15 protein-coding genes are annotated in these 17831 nt (G+C 70.5%); 14 read left to right on the forward strand and 1 reads right to left on the reverse strand.

The window, feature by feature from the left end; translation table 11 throughout:
• Positions 1-321 precede the first annotated feature (321 nt).
• A complete protein-coding gene (locus tag LG634_RS28335) occupies positions 322-1179 on the reverse strand; it encodes a C40 family peptidase (protein ID WP_226737738.1) in 858 nt (285 codons plus the stop codon).
• Positions 1180-1943: 764 nt separating this feature from the next.
• Between LG634_RS28335 and LG634_RS28340 the strand changes: the two genes are divergently transcribed.
• Genes LG634_RS28340 through nuoN form a run of 14 tightly spaced genes read left to right on the forward strand, consistent with a single transcriptional unit; the run spans position 1944 to position 17750 of the window.
• Positions 1944-2303: an NADH-quinone oxidoreductase subunit A gene (locus LG634_RS28340; RefSeq protein ID WP_003992243.1), complete on the forward strand. Its 360-nt coding sequence runs from the start codon at positions 1944-1946 to the stop codon at positions 2301-2303.
• A 13-nt stretch (positions 2304-2316) separates the two neighbouring features.
• Entirely contained in the window at positions 2317-2871 is a 555-nt protein-coding gene (locus LG634_RS28345; protein ID WP_226737740.1) for a NuoB/complex I 20 kDa subunit family protein, read from the forward strand.
• A complete protein-coding gene (locus LG634_RS28350; protein ID WP_226737743.1) occupies positions 2868-3590 on the forward strand; it encodes an NADH-quinone oxidoreductase subunit C in 723 nt (240 codons plus the stop codon). Before LG634_RS28345 ends, LG634_RS28350 begins: the two co-directional genes overlap by 4 nt.
• Positions 3590-4927 carry an NADH-quinone oxidoreductase subunit D gene (locus tag LG634_RS28355; protein WP_226737745.1) on the forward strand — a complete coding sequence of 446 codons (1338 nt, stop codon included), beginning with the start codon at positions 3590-3592 and terminating at the stop codon, positions 4925-4927. Before LG634_RS28350 ends, LG634_RS28355 begins: the two co-directional genes overlap by 1 nt.
• The gene (gene nuoE / locus LG634_RS28360; RefSeq protein WP_226737747.1) at positions 4924-5664 is read left to right on the forward strand and encodes an NADH-quinone oxidoreductase subunit NuoE; all 741 of its coding nucleotides are present in this window, start codon (positions 4924-4926) and stop codon (positions 5662-5664) included. The genes LG634_RS28355 and nuoE overlap by 4 nt, the downstream gene beginning before the upstream one ends.
• Complete coding sequence (nuoF, locus tag LG634_RS28365; RefSeq protein WP_226737749.1) at positions 5664-7037, forward strand: NADH-quinone oxidoreductase subunit NuoF; 1374 nt, start codon at positions 5664-5666, stop codon at positions 7035-7037. The genes nuoE and nuoF overlap by 1 nt, the downstream gene beginning before the upstream one ends.
• Positions 7034-9559 carry an NADH-quinone oxidoreductase subunit G gene (locus tag LG634_RS28370; protein ID WP_226737750.1) on the forward strand — a complete coding sequence of 842 codons (2526 nt, stop codon included), beginning with the start codon at positions 7034-7036 and terminating at the stop codon, positions 9557-9559. The genes nuoF and LG634_RS28370 overlap by 4 nt, the downstream gene beginning before the upstream one ends.
• Positions 9556-10932, forward strand: a complete 1377-nt coding sequence (gene nuoH / locus LG634_RS28375) for an NADH-quinone oxidoreductase subunit NuoH (RefSeq protein ID WP_226737752.1) — start codon at positions 9556-9558, stop codon at positions 10930-10932. Before LG634_RS28370 ends, nuoH begins: the two co-directional genes overlap by 4 nt.
• Positions 10925-11518 carry an NADH-quinone oxidoreductase subunit NuoI gene (gene nuoI / locus LG634_RS28380; protein ID WP_226737754.1) on the forward strand — a complete coding sequence of 198 codons (594 nt, stop codon included), beginning with the start codon at positions 10925-10927 and terminating at the stop codon, positions 11516-11518. Before nuoH ends, nuoI begins: the two co-directional genes overlap by 8 nt.
• On the forward strand, positions 11515-12324 hold the full coding sequence (locus tag LG634_RS28385; RefSeq protein ID WP_226737756.1) for an NADH-quinone oxidoreductase subunit J: 810 nt from the start codon (positions 11515-11517) through the stop codon (positions 12322-12324). The genes nuoI and LG634_RS28385 overlap by 4 nt, the downstream gene beginning before the upstream one ends.
• Positions 12321-12620 (forward strand): NADH-quinone oxidoreductase subunit NuoK, encoded by a 300-nt coding sequence (gene nuoK, locus LG634_RS28390; protein WP_226737757.1) that lies wholly within the window; start codon positions 12321-12323, stop codon positions 12618-12620. The genes LG634_RS28385 and nuoK overlap by 4 nt, the downstream gene beginning before the upstream one ends.
• Positions 12621-12629: 9 nt before the next feature.
• Positions 12630-14525, forward strand: coding sequence for an NADH-quinone oxidoreductase subunit L (gene nuoL, locus LG634_RS28395; RefSeq protein WP_226737759.1), 1896 nt, complete (start codon positions 12630-12632; stop codon positions 14523-14525).
• A gap of 1 nt (position 14526) precedes the next feature.
• Positions 14527-16101, forward strand: coding sequence for an NADH-quinone oxidoreductase subunit M (locus LG634_RS28400; RefSeq protein WP_226737761.1), 1575 nt, complete (start codon positions 14527-14529; stop codon positions 16099-16101).
• Positions 16098-17750 carry an NADH-quinone oxidoreductase subunit NuoN gene (gene nuoN / locus LG634_RS28405; RefSeq protein WP_226737763.1) on the forward strand — a complete coding sequence of 551 codons (1653 nt, stop codon included), beginning with the start codon at positions 16098-16100 and terminating at the stop codon, positions 17748-17750. The genes LG634_RS28400 and nuoN overlap by 4 nt, the downstream gene beginning before the upstream one ends.
• Positions 17751-17831: the final 81 nt, after the last annotated feature.

Consider the following 17831-nt stretch of genomic DNA (forward strand, 5'->3'; position numbering starts at 1 on the left):
GGCTGGAAATGCCCCGGCCCGGTGGGCGGCCTCAGCCATGCCGGAGGGGCTGGAAATGCCCCGGCCCGGTGGGCGGCCTCAGCCATGCCGGAGGGGCTGGAAATGCCCCGGCCCGGTGGGCGGCCTCAGTCACGCCGGAGGGGCTGGAAATGCCCGGGCCCGGTGGGCGGCCTCAGCCATGCCGGAGGGGCTGGAAATGCCCCGGCCCGGTGGGCGGCCTCAGTCACGCCGGAGGGGGGTTCGCCCCGCCCGGAACGGCCGGAGGCCGGTGCTCCGCCCCCGAGCGGGGGAGCACCGGCCTCCGGTGGGGACGCGAACGCGTCAGAGGATGCGGACCGCGCCGGAAGGACGGTCCCAGTCCAGGGAGTGCTTGGCCACGCCCGCGGACGGGTTCTGCGCACCGACGTACTGGCCGCCACCCACGTAGATCGCGACGTGGTACGAGTTGCTGCGCCCACCCCAGTAGAGGACGTCGCCCGGCTGCAGGTTGCTCAGCGAGACGGCGGTGCCGCGGGAGGACTGCTCGTACGAGATGCGCGGCAGCGTGATGCCGGCAGCGCGGTACGCGGCCTGCACGAGGCCCGAGCAGTCGTACGCGGACGGACCGGTCGCGCCGCGCACGTAGGCCTTGCCGACCTGCGCCAGGGCGAAGTTGACGATGGAGGCGGCGGTGCCGCCGCCCTTGGAGGCGCTGGCCGCGCCGGAGTCCGTGCGGGTGGCGTCGTCGGCGGAGGACGAGTTGCCGCCGCCGTTGCCGAGGGTGGAGCGGGCGGCACTGCGGGAGGCGCGCTCGGCGTCCTTGCGGTCGGCCTCGGCCTGGCGGGCGGCCTCCTGGGCCTCGACCTCCGCCTTCTCGACGGCGGCGACCTTGGCCTTCTTCGCGTCGGTTGCGGCGCTCTTCTCGGCGCTCGTCTCCAGGGCGGCCAGCTCGGTGTCGAGCGCGCGGGCCTGGGCGGCGTCGGCGGACTGCGTGAGGGCGGACGAGACGTCAGCGGCCAGGTCCATGTTCAGGACCGGCATCTCGAGCGTCTCGGTCACGGGCTCGGACGGCGCGGCGCTCGCCGGCCCGGCCATCGCCAGGGTGCTGAGGACGCCACCGGCAACTCCGGCGCGGACCGCGAGCTTCGAGGCGCTGCGGCGGGGCTTCCGGTGGCTGGGTATGTGAGCGGTATGGGACATAGGGACAACCGCTATCAGGGGGTTGCGGTTCCCTTCAAGAAACGTGGCTTGCGCCACAGTTGCCCTCAGATGGCTTGAACCGGGCGTGCCGCGCGTCTTATTGACGCCGTAACGGGCGAATCGGACAGGCCCTCACAAGGCTGTGATCATGGGGTTTCCGCAATAAGTCCGAATTGACCCGAGGCCTACCACCTGGCCGGGTCGATGGCCAAGCCCGGTTTCGCCGGCCGGGACCAGGGGTGACGCAGGTCACATCGGGGCGCCGCGGGAGTCCACCATTCCGCCATCTGCGCTCCGCTCGTGAACGGATGCACGCGATCAAGCTCCCCCGGGCCCGCCCCGGCTCCGCCCGCATCCGCCCGCCGGCCGTCCACCCTCGTCCCTCCGCTGTCATCCGGTCGGGCGACCCCGGTCCCCTTAGCATCCTGGCCAACCTGTCGCAAATTTGCGTGCAGTGCGCACGATTTGATAGTGCGATCACCCTCCGACCTGCGGTAACACCCCCGGATGTCACCTTTGGTGATCACATGCGCGCTTCACGTATGAAGATCACCGCTCATCGGACTTCATGATCGTTCGTCAGGTGGTGGAGATCACAAAGTCGTTGTCGTTACCCGTGTCGCAGATCACAGATGGACAGGCATAGGATGCGGGGCAGTCCGGCTTGTGAACTGCCTCACATGTGCACGATCTTCGCGAGGCGGGACATGCGCCCGGAGATCACGCGGTCCAACGGTCAAGGACGACTGGAAGGAGCGAGGAGCGTGAATGCCTACGCACCCATCCTCGTGCTCGGCGCCCTCGGGGCAGGGTTTGCGATCTTTTCCGTGGTCATGGCCACGCTAATCGGTCCCAAGCGGTACAACCGGGCCAAGCTCGAAGCGTACGAGTGCGGCATCGAGCCCACTCCCACGCCGGCCGGCGGCGGTCGCTTCCCCATCAAGTACTACCTGACGGCGATGCTCTTCATCGTCTTCGACATCGAGATCGTCTTCCTCTACCCCTGGGCCGTCACCTTCGACGCCCTGGGGATCTTCGGGCTCGTCGAGATGCTGCTCTTCGTGCTCACCGTCTTCGTTGCCTACGCGTACGTGTGGCGGCGCGGCGGCCTGGAATGGGACTGAGGGGCTGGATTCCATGGGACTCGAAGAGAAGCTGCCGAGCGGCTTTCTGCTGACCACCGTCGAACAGGCCGCGGGCTGGGTGCGCAAGGCCTCGGTCTTCCCGGCCACGTTCGGCCTGGCCTGCTGCGCCATCGAGATGATGACCACCGGCGCCGGCCGCTACGACCTGGCCCGCTTCGGCATGGAGGTCTTCCGCGGCTCGCCGCGGCAGGCCGACCTGATGATCGTGGCCGGCCGGGTCAGCCAGAAGATGGCGCCGGTCCTGCGGCAGGTCTACGACCAGATGCCCGAACCCAAGTGGGTCATCTCCATGGGCGTCTGCGCCTCCTCCGGCGGCATGTTCAACAACTACGCGATCGTCCAGGGCGTCGACCACATCGTCCCGGTCGACATCTACCTCCCCGGCTGCCCGCCCCGGCCTGAGATGCTGATGGACGCCATCATCAAGCTCCACCACAAGATCCAGTCCTCCAAGCTCGGCGTGAACCGGGAAGAGGCGGCCCGCGAGGCGGAGGAGGCGGCCCTCAAGGCGCTCCCCACCATCGAGATGAAGGGGCTCCTCCGGTGAGCGACACCCCCGACACCCCTGCCGGCAACAACGTCCCCGCCCCCCGCACCGACCGGGGCGGCGAGGTCATCGGCGTCCGCACCGGCATGTTCGGCGCGAACAACGGCGGCGACACCAGCGGCTACGGCGGCCTGGTGCGGACCGTGGCCCTGCCCGGCCCGGCCACCCGCCCCTACGGCTCGTACTTCGACGAGGTCGCCGACGAACTCGAAGGCGCCCTGGAAGAACAGGGACTGGTCCCCGAGAACGCCATCGAGAAGACGGTCGTCGACCGCGGCGAGGTCACCTTCCACATCGCCCGCGAGCACCTGGTCCGGGTGGCGTCCACCCTCCGCGACGACCCGGCGCTCCGCTTCGAGCTGTGCACCGGCGTCTCCGGCGTCCACTACCCCGGCGACAAGGGCCGCGAGCTGCACGCCGTCTACCACCTGCGCTCGCTGACGCACGGCCGGCTGATCCGGCTGGAGGTCTCGGCCCCCGACGGCGACCCGCACGTGCCCTCGCTCGTCACGGTCTACCCGACCAACGACTGGCACGAGCGCGAGGCCTACGACTTCTTCGGCCTGGTCTTCGACGGCCACCCCGCCCTCACCCGGATCATGATGCCGGACGACTGGCAGGGCCACCCGCAGCGCAAGGACTACCCCCTCGGCGGCATTCCCGTCGAGTACAAGGGCGCCCAGATCCCGGCTCCCGACCAGCGGAGGTCGTACAGCTGATGTCCACTTCCCCCAACCCGGCCTCCCACGCAGCCTCCCGGGAGACCACCGAAGGCACCGTCTACACCGTCACCGGCGGCGACTGGGACGAGATCGTGCAGTCCGCGGTCAAGGCGGACGACGAGCGGATCGTCGTCAACATGGGTCCGCAGCACCCCTCCACCCACGGAGTGCTCCGCCTGATCCTGGAGATCGACGGCGAGACGGTCACCGAGGCCCGCTGCGGAATCGGCTACCTGCACACGGGCATCGAGAAGAACCTCGAATTCCGCACCTGGACGCAGGGCACCACCTTCGTCACGCGCATGGACTACCTGACGCCGTTCTTCAACGAGGCCGCCTACTGCCTCGGCGTGGAGAAGCTCCTCGGCATCACCGACCAGATCCCGGACCGCGCCTCCGTCATCCGGGTCCTGCTCATGGAGCTCAACCGGCTCTCCTCCCACCTGGTGTGCATCGCCACCGGCGGCATGGAGCTGGGCGCCACCACGATCATGATCTACGGCTTCCGCGACCGCGAACTGATCCTCGACATCTACGAGCTGATCACCGGCCTGCGCATGAACCACGCGTTCATCCGCCCCGGCGGCCTCGCCCAGGACCTGCCCCCGGGCGCCGTCGACCAGCTCCGCGACTTCGTCAAGACCATGAAGAAGAACCTGCCGGAGTACGACAAGCTCGCCACCGGCAACCCCATCTTCAAGGCCCGCATGCAGGACGTCGGCTACCTCGACCTCGCCGGCTGCATGGCCCTCGGCGCCACCGGCCCGATCCTGCGCTCCGCCGGCCTCCCGCACGACCTGCGCAAGTCCGACCCCTACTGCGGCTACGAGACGTACGAGTTCGACGTGCCGACCGCCGACAGCTGCGACTCGTACGGCCGGTTCCTCATCCGGCTGGAGGAGATGCGGCAGTCGCTGCGGATCGTCGAGCAGTGCCTGGAACGCCTGGAGCCCGGGCCGGTCATGGTCGCCGACAAGAAGATCGCCTGGCCGGCGCAGCTCGCCCTGGGCCCCGACGGCCTCGGCAACTCGCTCGACCACATCAAGAAGATCATGGGCACCTCCATGGAGGCCCTGATCCACCACTTCAAGTTGGTCACCGAAGGCTTCCGGGTCCCGCCCGGCCAGGCCTACGCGGCCGTCGAGTCCCCCAAGGGCGAACTCGGCGTCCACGTCGTCTCCGACGGTGGCACCCGCCCCTTCCGGGTCCACTTCCGCGACCCGTCCTTCACCAACCTGCAGGCCATGGCCGCGATGTGCGAAGGCGGCCAGGTCGCCGACGTCATCGTCGCCGTCGCCTCCATCGACCCCGTGATGGGAGGCGTCGACCGATGACCGAGCAGATCAGCCTGGGGATGCCGCAGCTCCCCGCCCCCGAGTTCCCGGCCGAGGTCCAAGGCCGGCTGGCGGCGGACGCACGGGAGGTGATCGCCCGCTACCCCGACAGCCGCTCCGCGCTGCTGCCGCTGCTGCACCTCGTGCAGTCCGAAGAGGGCCACGTCTCGCGCACCGGCATCCGGTTCTGCGCCGAGACGCTCGGCCTGACCACCGCCGAGGTCACCGCGGTCGCCACCTTCTACACCATGTACCGCCGCAAGCCCTCCGGCGACTACCAGGTCGGCGTCTGCACCAACACCCTGTGCGCGGTCATGGGCGGCGACGCCATCTTCGACGAACTCAAGGCGCACCTGGGCGTCGGGAACAACGAGACCACCGACGACGGCAAGGTCACGCTGGAGCACATCGAGTGCAACGCGGCCTGCGACTTCGCCCCCGTCGTGATGGTCAACTGGGAGTTCTTCGACAACCAGACCCCCGAGTCGGCGAAGGCCCTCGTGGACGACCTGCGGGCGGGCCGGCCGGTGGAGCCCACCCGCGGCGCCCCGCTGTGCACGTACAAGGAGACCGCCCGGATCCTCGCCGGCTTCCCCGACGAGCGCGAGGGCGCGGTCGAGGCGAGCGGCGGCGCCGGACCCGCCTCCCTGACGGGCCTGAAGATCGCCCGCGGCGAGACGCCGCACACCACGATCGTGCACCCGCGCGGCGAGGCCGGCACCGAGGGAGGGGAGTGATGACCGTGACCTCCGAACTCAACGACGGGGGACCCGGCCGGCCCGGCGCCGGCGGGACCGGCCCCGAGAAGCTGCTCGCGCCCGTCCTGTCGGCGTTCTGGGACGACCCCCGGTCGTGGACCCTGGACACCTACCGCCGGCACGGTGGCTACGAGGGCCTGCGCAAGGCGCTCGCGATGACCCCGGACGACCTCATCGCGTACGTCAAGGACTCCGGACTGCGCGGCCGCGGCGGCGCCGGCTTCCCCACCGGGATGAAGTGGCAGTTCATCCCGCAGGGCGACGGCAAGCCGCACTACCTCGTCGTCAACGCCGACGAATCGGAGCCGGGCACCTGCAAGGACATCCCGCTCCTCTTCGCCAACCCGCACTCCCTCATCGAGGGAATGATCATCGCCTGCTACGCGATCCGCTCCCAGCACGCCTTCATCTATCTGCGCGGCGAGGTCGTGCCCGTCCTGCGCCGGCTGCACGAGGCGGTCCGCGAGGCGTACGAGGCGGGCTACCTCGGCGAGGACGTCCTCGGCAGCGGCCTGAAGCTCGACATCACCGTGCACGCCGGCGCCGGCGCGTACATCTGCGGTGAGGAGACCGCCCTCCTCGACTCCCTCGAAGGCCGGCGCGGCCAGCCCCGGCTGCGTCCTCCGTTCCCCGCGGTGGAAGGCCTCTACGCCTGCCCCACCGTGGTGAACAACGTGGAGTCCATCGCCTCGGTTCCCGCGATCCTGGCCAAGGGCAAGGACTGGTTCAAGTCGATGGGGACCGAGAAGTCCCCCGGCTTCACCCTCTACTCCCTGTCCGGACACGTCGCCAGTCCCGGCCAGTTCGAGGCCCCGCTCGGGATCACGCTGCGCCAGCTCCTCGACATGAGCGGCGGGATGCGGCCCGGGCACCGGCTGAAGTTCTGGACCCCGGGCGGCTCGTCCACCCCGATGTTCACCGACGAGCACCTCGACGTGCCCCTCGACTACGAGGGCGTCGGAGCGGCCGGGTCCATGCTCGGCACCAAGGCGCTCCAGTGCTTCGACGAGACCACCTGCGTGGTCCGCGCCGTCACCCGCTGGACCGAGTTCTACGCCCACGAGTCCTGCGGCAAGTGCACCCCCTGCCGCGAAGGCACTTACTGGCTGGTCCAGTTGCTCCGCGACATCGAAGCGGGCAAGGGCGTGATGTCCGACCTCGACAAGCTCAACGACATCGCCGACAACATCAACGGCAAGTCGTTCTGCGCCCTCGGCGACGGCGCCGCCAGCCCCATCTTCTCCTCGCTCAAGTACTTCCGCGCGGAGTACGAGCAGCACATCACGGGCAAGGGCTGCCCCTTCGACCCGGCGAAGTCGACCCTCTGGGCCGACACGGAGGTGACCGCATGACCGTGACCACACCGGCCGCCGGCGGCGGGGCACCCCTTCCGCCCGAGGACCTGGTATCTCTGACCATCGACGGCGTCGAACTGTCGGTGCCCAAGGGCACCCTCGTCATCCGCGCCGCCGAACAGCTCGGCATCGAGATCCCGCGCTTCTGCGACCACCCGCTGCTCGACCCGGCCGGCGCCTGCCGCCAGTGCATCGTCGAGGTGGAGGGCCAGCGCAAGCCGATGGCCTCCTGCACCATCACCTGCACCGACGGCATGGTGGTCCGCACCCAGCTCACCTCGCCGGTGGCCGACAAGGCCCAGCGCGGCGTGATGGAGCTCCTGCTGATCAACCACCCGCTGGACTGCCCGGTCTGCGACAAGGGCGGCGAATGCCCCCTGCAGAACCAGGCGATGTCCCACGGGAACGCCGAATCCCGCTTCGAGGGCCGCAAGCGGACGTACGAGAAGCCGGTGCCGATCTCCACGCAGGTGCTGCTCGACCGCGAGCGGTGCGTGCTGTGCGCGCGCTGCACCCGGTTCTCCAACCAGGTCGCCGGCGACCCGATGATCGAACTCGTCGAGCGCGGCGCCCTCCAGCAGGTCGGCACCGGCGAGGGCGACCCGTTCGAGTCGTACTTCTCCGGCAACACCATCCAGATCTGCCCGGTCGGCGCCCTCACCTCGGCCGCCTACCGGTTCCGCTCCCGCCCCTTCGACCTCGTCTCCACCCCGAGCGTGTGCGAGCACTGCTCCGGCGGCTGCGCCACCCGCACCGACCACCGGCGCGGGAAGGTGCTGCGGCGGCTCGCCGCCGAGGACCGCGAGGTCAACGAGGAGTGGATCTGCGACAAGGGCCGGTTCGGCTTCCGGTACGCCCAGCGGCCCGACCGGCTCACCACCCCGCTGGTACGCGGCGCCGACGGCGTGCTGGCACCGGCGAGCTGGCCGGAGGCGCTGGCCGCCGCCGCCCGCGGGCTGGCCGCCGCGCACGGCCGGGCCGCCGTCCTCACCGGCGGCCGCCTGACCGTCGAGGACTCCTACGCCTACGCCAAGTTCGCCCGGGTCGTCCTCGGCACCAACGACATCGACTTCCGGGCCCGCGTGCACAGCGCGGAGGAGGCCGACTTCCTCGCCGCCACGGTCGCCGGCCGCGGCCACGACCTGTCCGGCACCGGGGTCACGTACACCGCGCTGGAGCAGGCTCCCGCCGTGCTGCTGGCCGGCATCGAGGCCGAGGAGGAGGCCCCCGGGGTCTTCCTGCGGCTCCGCAAGGCGCACCGCAAGCGCAAGCAGCGGACCTTCGCCCTCGCCCCGTTCGCCACCCGCGGCCTGGAGAAGGCGGGCGGCACCCTGCTGCCCGCCGCCCCCGGCACCGAACCCGAGTGGCTCGACGCCCTCGCCTCCCGCACCGGCCTCGAAGAGGGCGGGCACGCGGCGGCCGAGGCGCTGCGGGCCGCCGGCTCCGTCATCGTCGTCGGCGAGCGGCTGGCCGCCGTGCCCGGCGCACTGACCGCCGCCGTCCGGCTCGCCGCCGCCTCCGGCGCGCAGCTGGTGTGGATCCCGCGGCGGGCCGGCGAGCGCGGCGCCGTCGAGGCCGGTGCGCTGCCGTCGCTGCTGCCGGGCGCCCGCCCGGCCACCGACCCGCGGGCCCGCGAGGAAGTCGCCGAGGCCTGGGGCCTGGCCGAACTCCCGCACCGCTACGGCCGCGACACCGGCCAGATCCTGGCGGCCGCCGCCAGCGGCGAGCTGGGCGCGCTGGTCGTCGCGGGCGTGGAGCCCGCCGACCTGCTGGACCCGGCGCGCGCCCGGGTCGCCCTCGACGAGGCGTTCGTCGTCTCGCTGGAGCTGCGTCCCGGCGAGGTCACCGACCGGGCCGACGTGGTCCTGCCGGTGGCCGCGGTCGCCGAGAAGGCCGGCGCGTTCATCAACTGGGAAGGCCGGCTCCGCCCGTTCGAGGCGGCGCTCAAGCCCGACCAGATGACCCGCCGGCTGGCCCCCGCCGACGCCCGCGTGCTGCACATGCTCGCGGACGCCGTCGCCGAGGAGACCGGCAACTCCGCCCGCCTGCTCGGCCTCCCCGACCTGCCCGCCGTACGGGCCGAGCTCAACCGGCTGGGCCACTGGACCGGAGAGCGGGCCTCCGAGCAGTCCGCCCACCGGCAGCCGGCACCCCGCCCCGCGGCCGGCGAGGCGGTCCTCGCCGGACACCGGCTGCTCCTCGACCAGGGCCTGCTCCAGCAGGGCGACGACGCGCTGGCCGGCACCCGGCACGCGGCGGACGCCCGGCTGTCGGCCGCCACCGCCGCCGAGACCGGGGTGAAGAACGGCGACGTCCTCGCCGTCACCGGCCCCGCCGGCAGCGTGGAACTCCCGCTGCGGATCACGGAGATGCCCGACCGGGTGGTCTGGCTGCCGCTGAACTCGGCGGGCGGCGGGGTCCTCTCGGACATGGGCGCCCGGCCGGGCGACCTGGTCCGCATCGGCCCGGCGGTACCGCCGGCCGACGTCAGCGACACGACGCCGGAGGTGCGCGCGTGAACCCGGCACACAGTCACTTCGTACAGACGGCCGCCGAGGACCTCTCCCTGTTCGGGCGCGACGTCTGGTGGCTCGTCGTCATCAAGGCGGTGTTCTGCTTCGCCTTCCTGATGGTGACCGTGCTGTTCTCCATCGTGTGGGAGCGCAAGGTCGTCGCCTGGATGCAGCTGCGCATCGGCCCCAACCGGCACGGCCCCTGGGGCTTCCTCCAGTCCCTCGCCGACGGCGTCAAGCTGATGCTGAAGGAAGACGTCATCGTCAAGCGGGCGGACAAGGTCGTCTACGTGCTGGCGCCGATCGTCGCCGCGATCCCCGCCTTCATGGCGATCGCGGTGATCCCGTTCGGCCCGGCCGGCAACGAGGTCTCGATCTTCGGCCAGCGCACCACGATGCAGCTGACCGACCTGCCGATCGCGATGCTGTACGTCCTCGCGGTCGCCTCGGTCGGCATCTACGGCATCGTCCTCGCCGGCTGGTCCTCCGGATCCACGTACCCGCTGCTCGGCGGCCTGCGGTCGTGCGCGCAGATGATCTCGTACGAGATCGCCATGGGTGCGGCCTTCGCCTCGGTGTTCCTCTACTCCGGGTCGATGTCCACGTCGGCGATCGTCGAGGCCCAGCAGGACCGCTGGTTCATCGTGCTGCTGCCGGTGTCCTTCATCATCTACGTGATCACCATGGTCGGCGAGACGAACCGGGCGCCGTTCGACATGCCGGAGTCCGAGGGCGACCTGGTCGGCGGCTTCAACACCGAGTACTCGTCGATCAAGTTCGCGATGTTCATGCTGGCCGAGTACGTCAACATGGTCACCGTCTCGGCCGTCTCGGTCACCCTCTTCCTGGGCGGCTGGCGGGCCCCGTACCCGATCAGCACCTTCTGGGAGGGCGCCAACCACGGCTGGTGGCCGCTGCTCTGGTTCGTCATCAAGGTGCAGCTGCTCCTCTTCTTCTTCATCTGGCTGCGCGGCACCCTGCCCCGGGTCCGCTACGACCAGCTGATGAAGCTGGGCTGGAAGGTCCTCATCCCGGTCTCCGTGCTGTGGCTGATGCTCGTCGCGAGCGTCCGCGCCCTGCGGAACGAGAACTACGACTTCCAGTCGATCGTGCTCTACGTCGGCGGGGCCGTCGTCGCCATCCTGCTGATCTCCCTGGTCGCGGACGTGTTCCGGGACCGCCGGGCCGGAAAGGCCGGGGCCGCGGCCGCCGCGGAACCCGAGTTCGACCCGATGGCGGGCGGCTTCCCGGTGCCGCCGCTGCCCGGCCAGACCCTTCCGCCGGTACCGCGCCGACGGCCCCGCCACGAGCGGGAGCTGATCGCCAGCGGCGGTTCCAACTCCGACAGCGACCGAGAGGAGGGTGCTGGGAATGCCTGAATCCGAGGAGAAGTGGCAGAACCCGGTGGCCGGCTTCGGCGTGACCTTCAAGGCCATGTTCAAGAAGCGGCTCACCGAGCAGTACCCGGAGCAGCAGAAGACCACCGCTCCGCGCTTCCACGGCCGGCACCAGCTCAACCGCCACCCCGACGGCCTGGAGAAGTGCATCGGCTGCGAGCTGTGCGCGTGGGCCTGCCCCGCCGACGCCATCTACGTCGAGGGCGCCGACAACACCGAGGAGGAGCGGTACTCCCCGGGTGAGCGGTACGGCCGCGTCTACCAGATCAACTACGCCCGCTGCATCCTGTGCGGGCTGTGCGTCGAGGCCTGCCCGACCCGCGCGCTGACGATGACGAACGAGTTCGAACTCGCCGACTCCAGCCGCGAATCGCTGATCTACACCAAGGAGCAGCTGCTCGCCGGTCTCACCGAGGGCATGGTCGAAGCCCCGCACGCGATGGTCCCCGGCACCGACGAGGGGGACTACTACCGCGGCCTGGTGACCGGCGCCGCCCCCGGTACGGAGCGGCAGCAGGCGGTGTCGAAGGGCGAGGAGCCCGCGGACGCCGAGGGGGTGGGGGCATGAGCGCCACCGCCGCCGCCTCGCTCACCTCGACGGGTGAGGCCGTCCAGTTCTGGGTGCTGGGCATCACCGCCGTCATCGGCGCGCTGTGCACGGTCCTGATGAAGAAGGCGGTGCACAGCGCCCTGTGCCTGGCCGGGACGATGATCATCCTGGCCGTCTTCTACCTCGCCAACGGCGCGTACTTCCTCGGCGTGGTGCAGATCATCGTCTACACCGGCGCGATCATGATGCTGTTCCTCTTCGTGGTCATGCTCGTCGGCGTCACCGCGGCGGACTCCCTCACGGAGACCCTCAAGGGGCAGCGCTGGCTCGCCGCCCTCTGCGGCCTCGGCTTCGGCATCCTGCTGATCGCCGGCATCGGGAACGCCGGGCTGAAGACCTTCAACGGACTCGGCCGGGTCAACTCCGGCGGGCACGTGGAGGCCCTCGCCGCACTGATCTTCACCAAGTACGTCTTCGCCTTCGAGATCACCGGCGCGCTGCTCATCACCGCCGCCGTCGGCGCGATGGTGCTGACGCACAAGGAGCGCACCGAACGGGCCGCCACCCAGCGCGAGCTGGCCGAGCGCCGGGTCCGCGAGGGCGTCCAGCTGCCGCCGCTCCCCGCGCCCGGCGTGTACGCCCGGCACAACGCGGTGGACGTCCCCGGCCTGCTGCCGGACGGCACCCCGTCCGACCTGACCGTCAGCAAGACGCTGCGCGCCCGCGGCCAGGTCCGCGACGTGTCCGCCGAGGCCATCGAGGACCTGAAGGCGCTGGAGCAGCGCTCGGCGGAGCGGCTCGGCCGTGAGGAGGCGGCGAAGTGAATCCGGTCAACTACCTTTACCTGGCCGCCCTGCTGTTCACCATCGGCGCGTCCGGGGTGCTGATCCGGCGGAACGCGATCGTGCTGTTCATGTGCGTGGAGCTGATGCTCAACGCCTGCAACCTCGCGCTCGTCGCCTTCTCACGGATGCACGGCAACCTCGACGGCCAGATCATCGCGTTCTTCACGATGGTCGTCGCCGCCGCGGAGGTCGTGGTGGGCCTCGCGATCATCGTGTCGCTGTTCCGTACCCGCCACTCGGCCTCGGTCGACGACGCCAGCCTGATGAAGCTGTAAGGGGTCGCTGTGGAGAACCTGATCGCGCTGCTCGTCGCAGCGCCACTGCTCGGAGCGGCGGTGCTGCTCTGCGGCGGCCGCCGCCTCGACAAGGCCGGGCACTGGCTCGGCACCCTGCTCGCGGGCGCCTCGTTCGCCGTCGGCCTCGCCCTGTTCGCCGACATGCTGGGCCGGGACGCCGACGACCGGCTGATGACCCAGCACCTGTTCAGCTGGATCCCGGTCGAGGGCTTCCAGGCGGACCTCGCCTTCCACCTCGACCAGCTGTCGATGACGTTCGTCCTGCTGATCTCCGGGGTGGGCACGCTCATCCACATGTACTCGATCGGGTACATGGAGCACGACGAGCGCCGCCGCCGCTTCTTCGGCTACCTGAACCTGTTCCTCGCGGCCATGCTGCTGCTGGTCCTCGCCGACAACTACCTGCTGCTGTACGTCGGCTGGGAGGGCGTCGGCCTCGCCTCGTACCTGCTGATCGGCTTCTGGCAGCACAAGCCCAGCGCGGCCACCGCCGCGAAGAAGGCCTTCCTGGTCAACCGGGTCGGCGACATGGGCCTGTCGATCGCGATCATGCTGATGTTCACGACGTTCGGCACCTTCGCCTTCGGGCCGGTGCTGGGCGCCGCGGACGAGACGAGCGAGGGCCGGCTGACGGCCATCGGCCTGATGCTGCTGCTCGCCGCCTGCGGCAAGTCGGCCCAGGTGCCGCTGCAGTCCTGGCTCGGCGACGCGATGGAGGGCCCGACCCCGGTCTCCGCCCTCATCCACGCCGCCACCATGGTCACCGCCGGCGTCTACCTGATCGTCCGGTCCGGCGCGATCTTCAACGGGGCGCCGGACGCCCAGCTGGCCACGGTCGTGGTCGGCGCCGTCACGCTCCTCTTCGGTGCGATCGTCGGTTGCGCGAAGGACGACATCAAGAAGGCCCTGGCCGGCTCGACCATGTCGCAGATCGGGTACATGGTGCTGGCCGCGGGCCTCGGCCCGATCGGCTACGTCTTCGCGATCATGCACCTGGTGACCCACGGCTTCTTCAAGGCCGGGCTCTTCCTCGGCGCCGGCTCGGTCATGCACGGCATGAACGACGAGGTCGACATGCGCAAGTACGGCGCCCTGCGCAAGCACATGCCGGTTACCTTCGTCACGTTCGGCCTCGGCTACCTCGCCATCATCGGCTTCCCGGGCCTGTCCGGCTTCTTCTCCAAGGACAAGATCATCGAGGCGGCGTTCGCCAAGGGCGGCACCGAGGGCTGGATCCTCGGCGGCGCGGCCCTGCTGGGCGCCGGCATCACCGCGTTCTACATGACCCGCGTGATGGTCCTGACCTTCTTCGGCGAGAAGCGCTGGCAGCCCGACGCAGACGGCCACGCGCCGCACCCGCACGAGTCGCCCAGGAGCATGACCGTCCCGATGGTCCTGCTGGCCTTCGGCTCGGTGTTCGCCGGCGGGTTCTTCAGCATCGGCGACCGCTTCCTCGGCTGGCTGGAGCCCGTCACCGGCTACACCCACGGGCACCCGCCGGTCAGCGCCCTGACGGTCACCCTGGCCACCATGGTGGTCCTCGCGACCGGCGTCGCCATCGCCTGGGCCATGTACGGGCGCAGGCCGGTCCCGGTCACCGCCCCGCGCGGCTCGCTGCTCACCCGGGCTGCCCGCCGCGACCTCTTCCAGGACGACTTCAACCACGTCGTGCTGGTGCGCGGCGGCGAGCACCTGACCCGCTCGCTCGTGTACGTGGACCACACGCTGGTCGACGGGGTGGTCAACGGGACGGCCGCCTCGGTCGGCGGCCTCTCCGGCCGGCTGCGCAAGCTGCAGAACGGCTACGCCCGCAGCTACGCGGTCTCGATGTTCGGGGGCACGGCGATCCTGATCGCCGCGACCCTGCTGATGAGGGCGGTGTGAAATGAGTTTCCCGCTTCTGACGGCCACGGCCGCAGTGCCCGCGGTCGGCGCGATCCTGACGGCGGCCGTCCCGGCCGCCCGCCGGACCGCCGCCAAGTGGCTCGCGCTGCTCTTCTCGCTGGCCACCCTGGCCCTCGCGGCCGTGGTCGCCGTCCGATTCGAACCCGGCGGCGACCGCTACCAGCTCACCGAGTCGCACGCCTGGATCAAGGACTTCGGCGTCCGCTACGAACTCGGCGTCGACGGCATCGGGGTGGCGCTGATCGCGCTGACCGCGCTGCTCATCCCGTTCGTCATCGGCGCCGGCTGGCACGACGCCGACCCCCTGGAGACGCACTCCTCCCGGTGGCGGCCCACCCAGGGCTTCTTCGCCCTGATCCTCATGGTCGAGGCCATGGTGATCATCTCGTTCGAGGCCACCGACGTCTTCCTCTTCTACATCTTCTTCGAAGCCATGCTCATCCCGATGTACTTCCTCATCGGCGGCTTCGGGGACCGGGCGCACACCGGCACCGACGAGAACGCGGCCGCCCAGCGCTCGTACGCGGCGGTCAAGTTCCTCCTCTACAACCTCGCCGGCGGCCTGATCATGCTGGCCGCCGTCATCGGGCTGTACGTGGTGGCCGGAAGCTTCTCCCTCCAGGAGATCACCGCCGCCCGCGCCGCGGGCACCCTCGACATCGCGACCAACACCGAGCGGCTGCTGTTCCTCGGCTTCTTCTTCGCCTTCGCGGTGAAGGCGCCGCTGTGGCCGCTGCACACCTGGCTGCCCAACGCGATGGGCGAGGCCACCGCTCCGGTGGCCGTGCTCATCACCGCGGTGGTCGACAAGGTCGGCACCTTCGCGATGCTCCGGTTCTGCCTGGGCCTGTTCCCCGAGGCCAGCAAGTGGGCCACCCCGGTGGTCCTGGTCCTCGCCCTGATCAGCATCGTCTACGGCGCGCTGCTCGCGGTCGGCCAGCGGGACATCAAGCGCCTGGTGGCCTACGCCTCGATCTCGCACTTCGGCTTCATCATCCTGGGCATCTTCGCGATGACCTCCCAGGGCCAGTCCGGCGCCACGCTCTACATGGTCAACCACGGCCTGAGCACCGCGGCGCTGATGCTGGTCGCCGGCTTCCTGATCTCCCGCCGCGGCTCCCGGCTCATCGCGGACTACGGCGGCGTGCAGAAGGCGGCGCCGGTGCTCGCCGGCACCTTCCTGATCGGCGGCCTCGCCACCCTGTCGCTGCCCGGACTCGCCCCGTTCGTCAGCGAGTTCCTGGTGCTGGTCGGCACCTTCGCCCGGTACCCGGTGGCCGGCATCGTCGCCACCCTCGGCATCGTGCTGGCCGCGCTCTACACCCTGGTGCTGTACCAGCGCACCATGACCGGGCCCGTCAAGGACGAGTCGATCCGCACGATGCCCGACCTGAAGTTCCGTGAACTGCTCGTGGTGACCCCGCTGATCGTGTTCCTGATCGGCCTGGGCGTCTACCCGAAGCCGCTCACGGAGATCGTCAACCCGGCCGTCGAGCACACGATGTCCGATGTGAAGCAGCACGACCCCGAGCCCGAAGTGGAGGCGGCGAAGTGAGCTCCCTGACTGCTGTCCACGGCCTGTGGGCGGTGGCCGCCGACCCCGTCGAGCGGATCCCGGCCCCGCACATCGAGTACGCCCAGCTCGCGCCCACGCTGATCGTGGTGGGCGCGGCCATCCTGGCCGTCCTCGTGGAGGCGTTCGTCCCCCGCACGTCCCGTTACTACGTCCAGGTGTTCCTGTCGGTCGCCGCGCTCGCCTCGGCCTTCGCGGCCGTGGTGGCGCTGGCCGCCGGCGGCTACGGCTCCACCAAGGCGCACATCGCCGCGATGGGCGCCATCGCCGTGGACGGTCCCGCACTGTTCCTCCAGGGCGTGATCATCCTGGCCGCCGCGGTCTCCGTGTTCACGTTCGCCGAGCGGCGGCTCGACCCCGCGGCACACGGCAACCGCGTGGACTCGTTCGCCGCGCAGGCGGCCTCGGTGCCCGGCAGCGACAGCGAGCGGGCCGCCGTCAAGGCGGGCTTCACCACCACCGAGGTGTTCCCGCTGGCGCTGTTCGCGGTCGCCGGCATGCTGATCTTCCCGGCGGCCAACGACCTGCTGACCCTGTTCGTCGCCCTGGAGGTCTTCTCCCTCCCGCTGTACCTGCTGTGCGCCGTCGCCCGCCGGCAGCGGCTGATGTCGCAGGAGGCGGCCGTGAAGTACTTCCTCCTCGGCGCGTTCTCCTCTGCGTTCCTGCTCTTCGGCATCGCCCTGGTCTACGGGTACGCGGGCTCGGTCTCGTACGCCCGGATCGCCGACGTCGTCGACGGCACGGTCACCTCCGTGGACCCGGCGCTCGCCGGCACGATGGGCAACGACGCGCTGCTGCTGATCGGCGGCGCGCTGATCCTGATGGGCCTGCTCTTCAAGGTCGGCGCGGTGCCGTTCCACATGTGGACCCCGGACGTCTACCAGGGCGCGCCGACCCCGGTGACCGGCTTCATGGCGGCCGCCACCAAGGTCGCCGCGTTCGGCGCGCTGCTGCGCCTGCTGTACGTGGTGCTGCCGGGGCTGCGCTGGGACTGGCGGCCGGTGATGTGGGGCGTCGCGATCGTCACCATGCTGGCCGGTGCGGTGATCGCCGTGACCCAGACCGACGTCAAGCGGCTGCTCGCGTACTCGTCGATCGCGCACGCCGGGTTCATCCTGGCCGGTGTGATCGCCACGTCGGAGGAGGGCGTTTCGTCCGTCCTCTTCTACCTGCTGGCCTACTCGTTCGTGACGATCGGCGCGTTCGCCGTGGTCACGCTGGTGCGGGACGCGGGCGGCGAGGCCACCCACCTGTCGAAGTGGGCGGGACTGGGGCGGCGTTCGCCGCTGACCGCGGCGGTGTTCGCGGTGTTCCTGCTGGCGTTCGCGGGCATCCCGCTGACCTCCGGCTTCTCCGGCAAGTTCGCCGTGTTCAAGGCGGCGGCGGAGGGCGGTGCCGGGGCGCTGGTCGTGGTCGGTGTGATCTCGTCGGCGATCGCCGCGTTCTTCTACATCCGGGTGATCGTCCTGATGTTCTTCAGTGAGCCGAAGGCGGACGGTCCGACCGTGACCGTGCCCTCGCCGCTGACGATGACGGCCATCGCGGTGGGCGTGGCGGTCACGGTGGTGCTGGGCGTGGCGCCGCAGTACTTCCTGGATCTGGCGGGGCAGGCGAGCACGTTCGCCCGCTGATCCCGCTGATCCCGTCGGCACGTCGAAAGGCCCGGTCTCCCCTCCGCGGGGAGGAGACCGGGCCTTTCGGTGTCCGTACGG

This window comes from Streptomyces bambusae (assembly GCF_020532645.1).
Classification (GTDB): Bacteria; Actinomycetota; Actinomycetes; order Streptomycetales; family Streptomycetaceae; genus Streptomyces; species Streptomyces bambusae.

What these genes read in the sequence shown, in the direction of transcription:
- LG634_RS28335 (WP_226737738.1), bottom strand. Translation starts at nt 1,179, where the DNA reads ATGTCCCATACCGCTCACATACCCAGCCACCGGAAGCCCCGCCGCAGC.
- LG634_RS28345 (WP_226737740.1), top strand. Translation starts at nt 2,317, where the DNA reads ATGGGACTCGAAGAGAAGCTGCCGAGCGGCTTTCTGCTGACCACCGTC.
- LG634_RS28355 (WP_226737745.1), top strand. Translation starts at nt 3,590, where the DNA reads ATGTCCACTTCCCCCAACCCGGCCTCCCACGCAGCCTCCCGGGAGACC.
- nuoE (WP_226737747.1), top strand. Translation starts at nt 4,924, where the DNA reads ATGACCGAGCAGATCAGCCTGGGGATGCCGCAGCTCCCCGCCCCCGAG.
- nuoF (WP_226737749.1), top strand. Translation starts at nt 5,664, where the DNA reads ATGACCGTGACCTCCGAACTCAACGACGGGGGACCCGGCCGGCCCGGC.
- LG634_RS28370 (WP_226737750.1), top strand. Translation starts at nt 7,034, where the DNA reads ATGACCGTGACCACACCGGCCGCCGGCGGCGGGGCACCCCTTCCGCCC.
- nuoI (WP_226737754.1), top strand. Translation starts at nt 10,925, where the DNA reads ATGCCTGAATCCGAGGAGAAGTGGCAGAACCCGGTGGCCGGCTTCGGC.
- LG634_RS28385 (WP_226737756.1), top strand. Translation starts at nt 11,515, where the DNA reads ATGAGCGCCACCGCCGCCGCCTCGCTCACCTCGACGGGTGAGGCCGTC.
- LG634_RS28400 (WP_226737761.1), top strand. Translation starts at nt 14,527, where the DNA reads ATGAGTTTCCCGCTTCTGACGGCCACGGCCGCAGTGCCCGCGGTCGGC.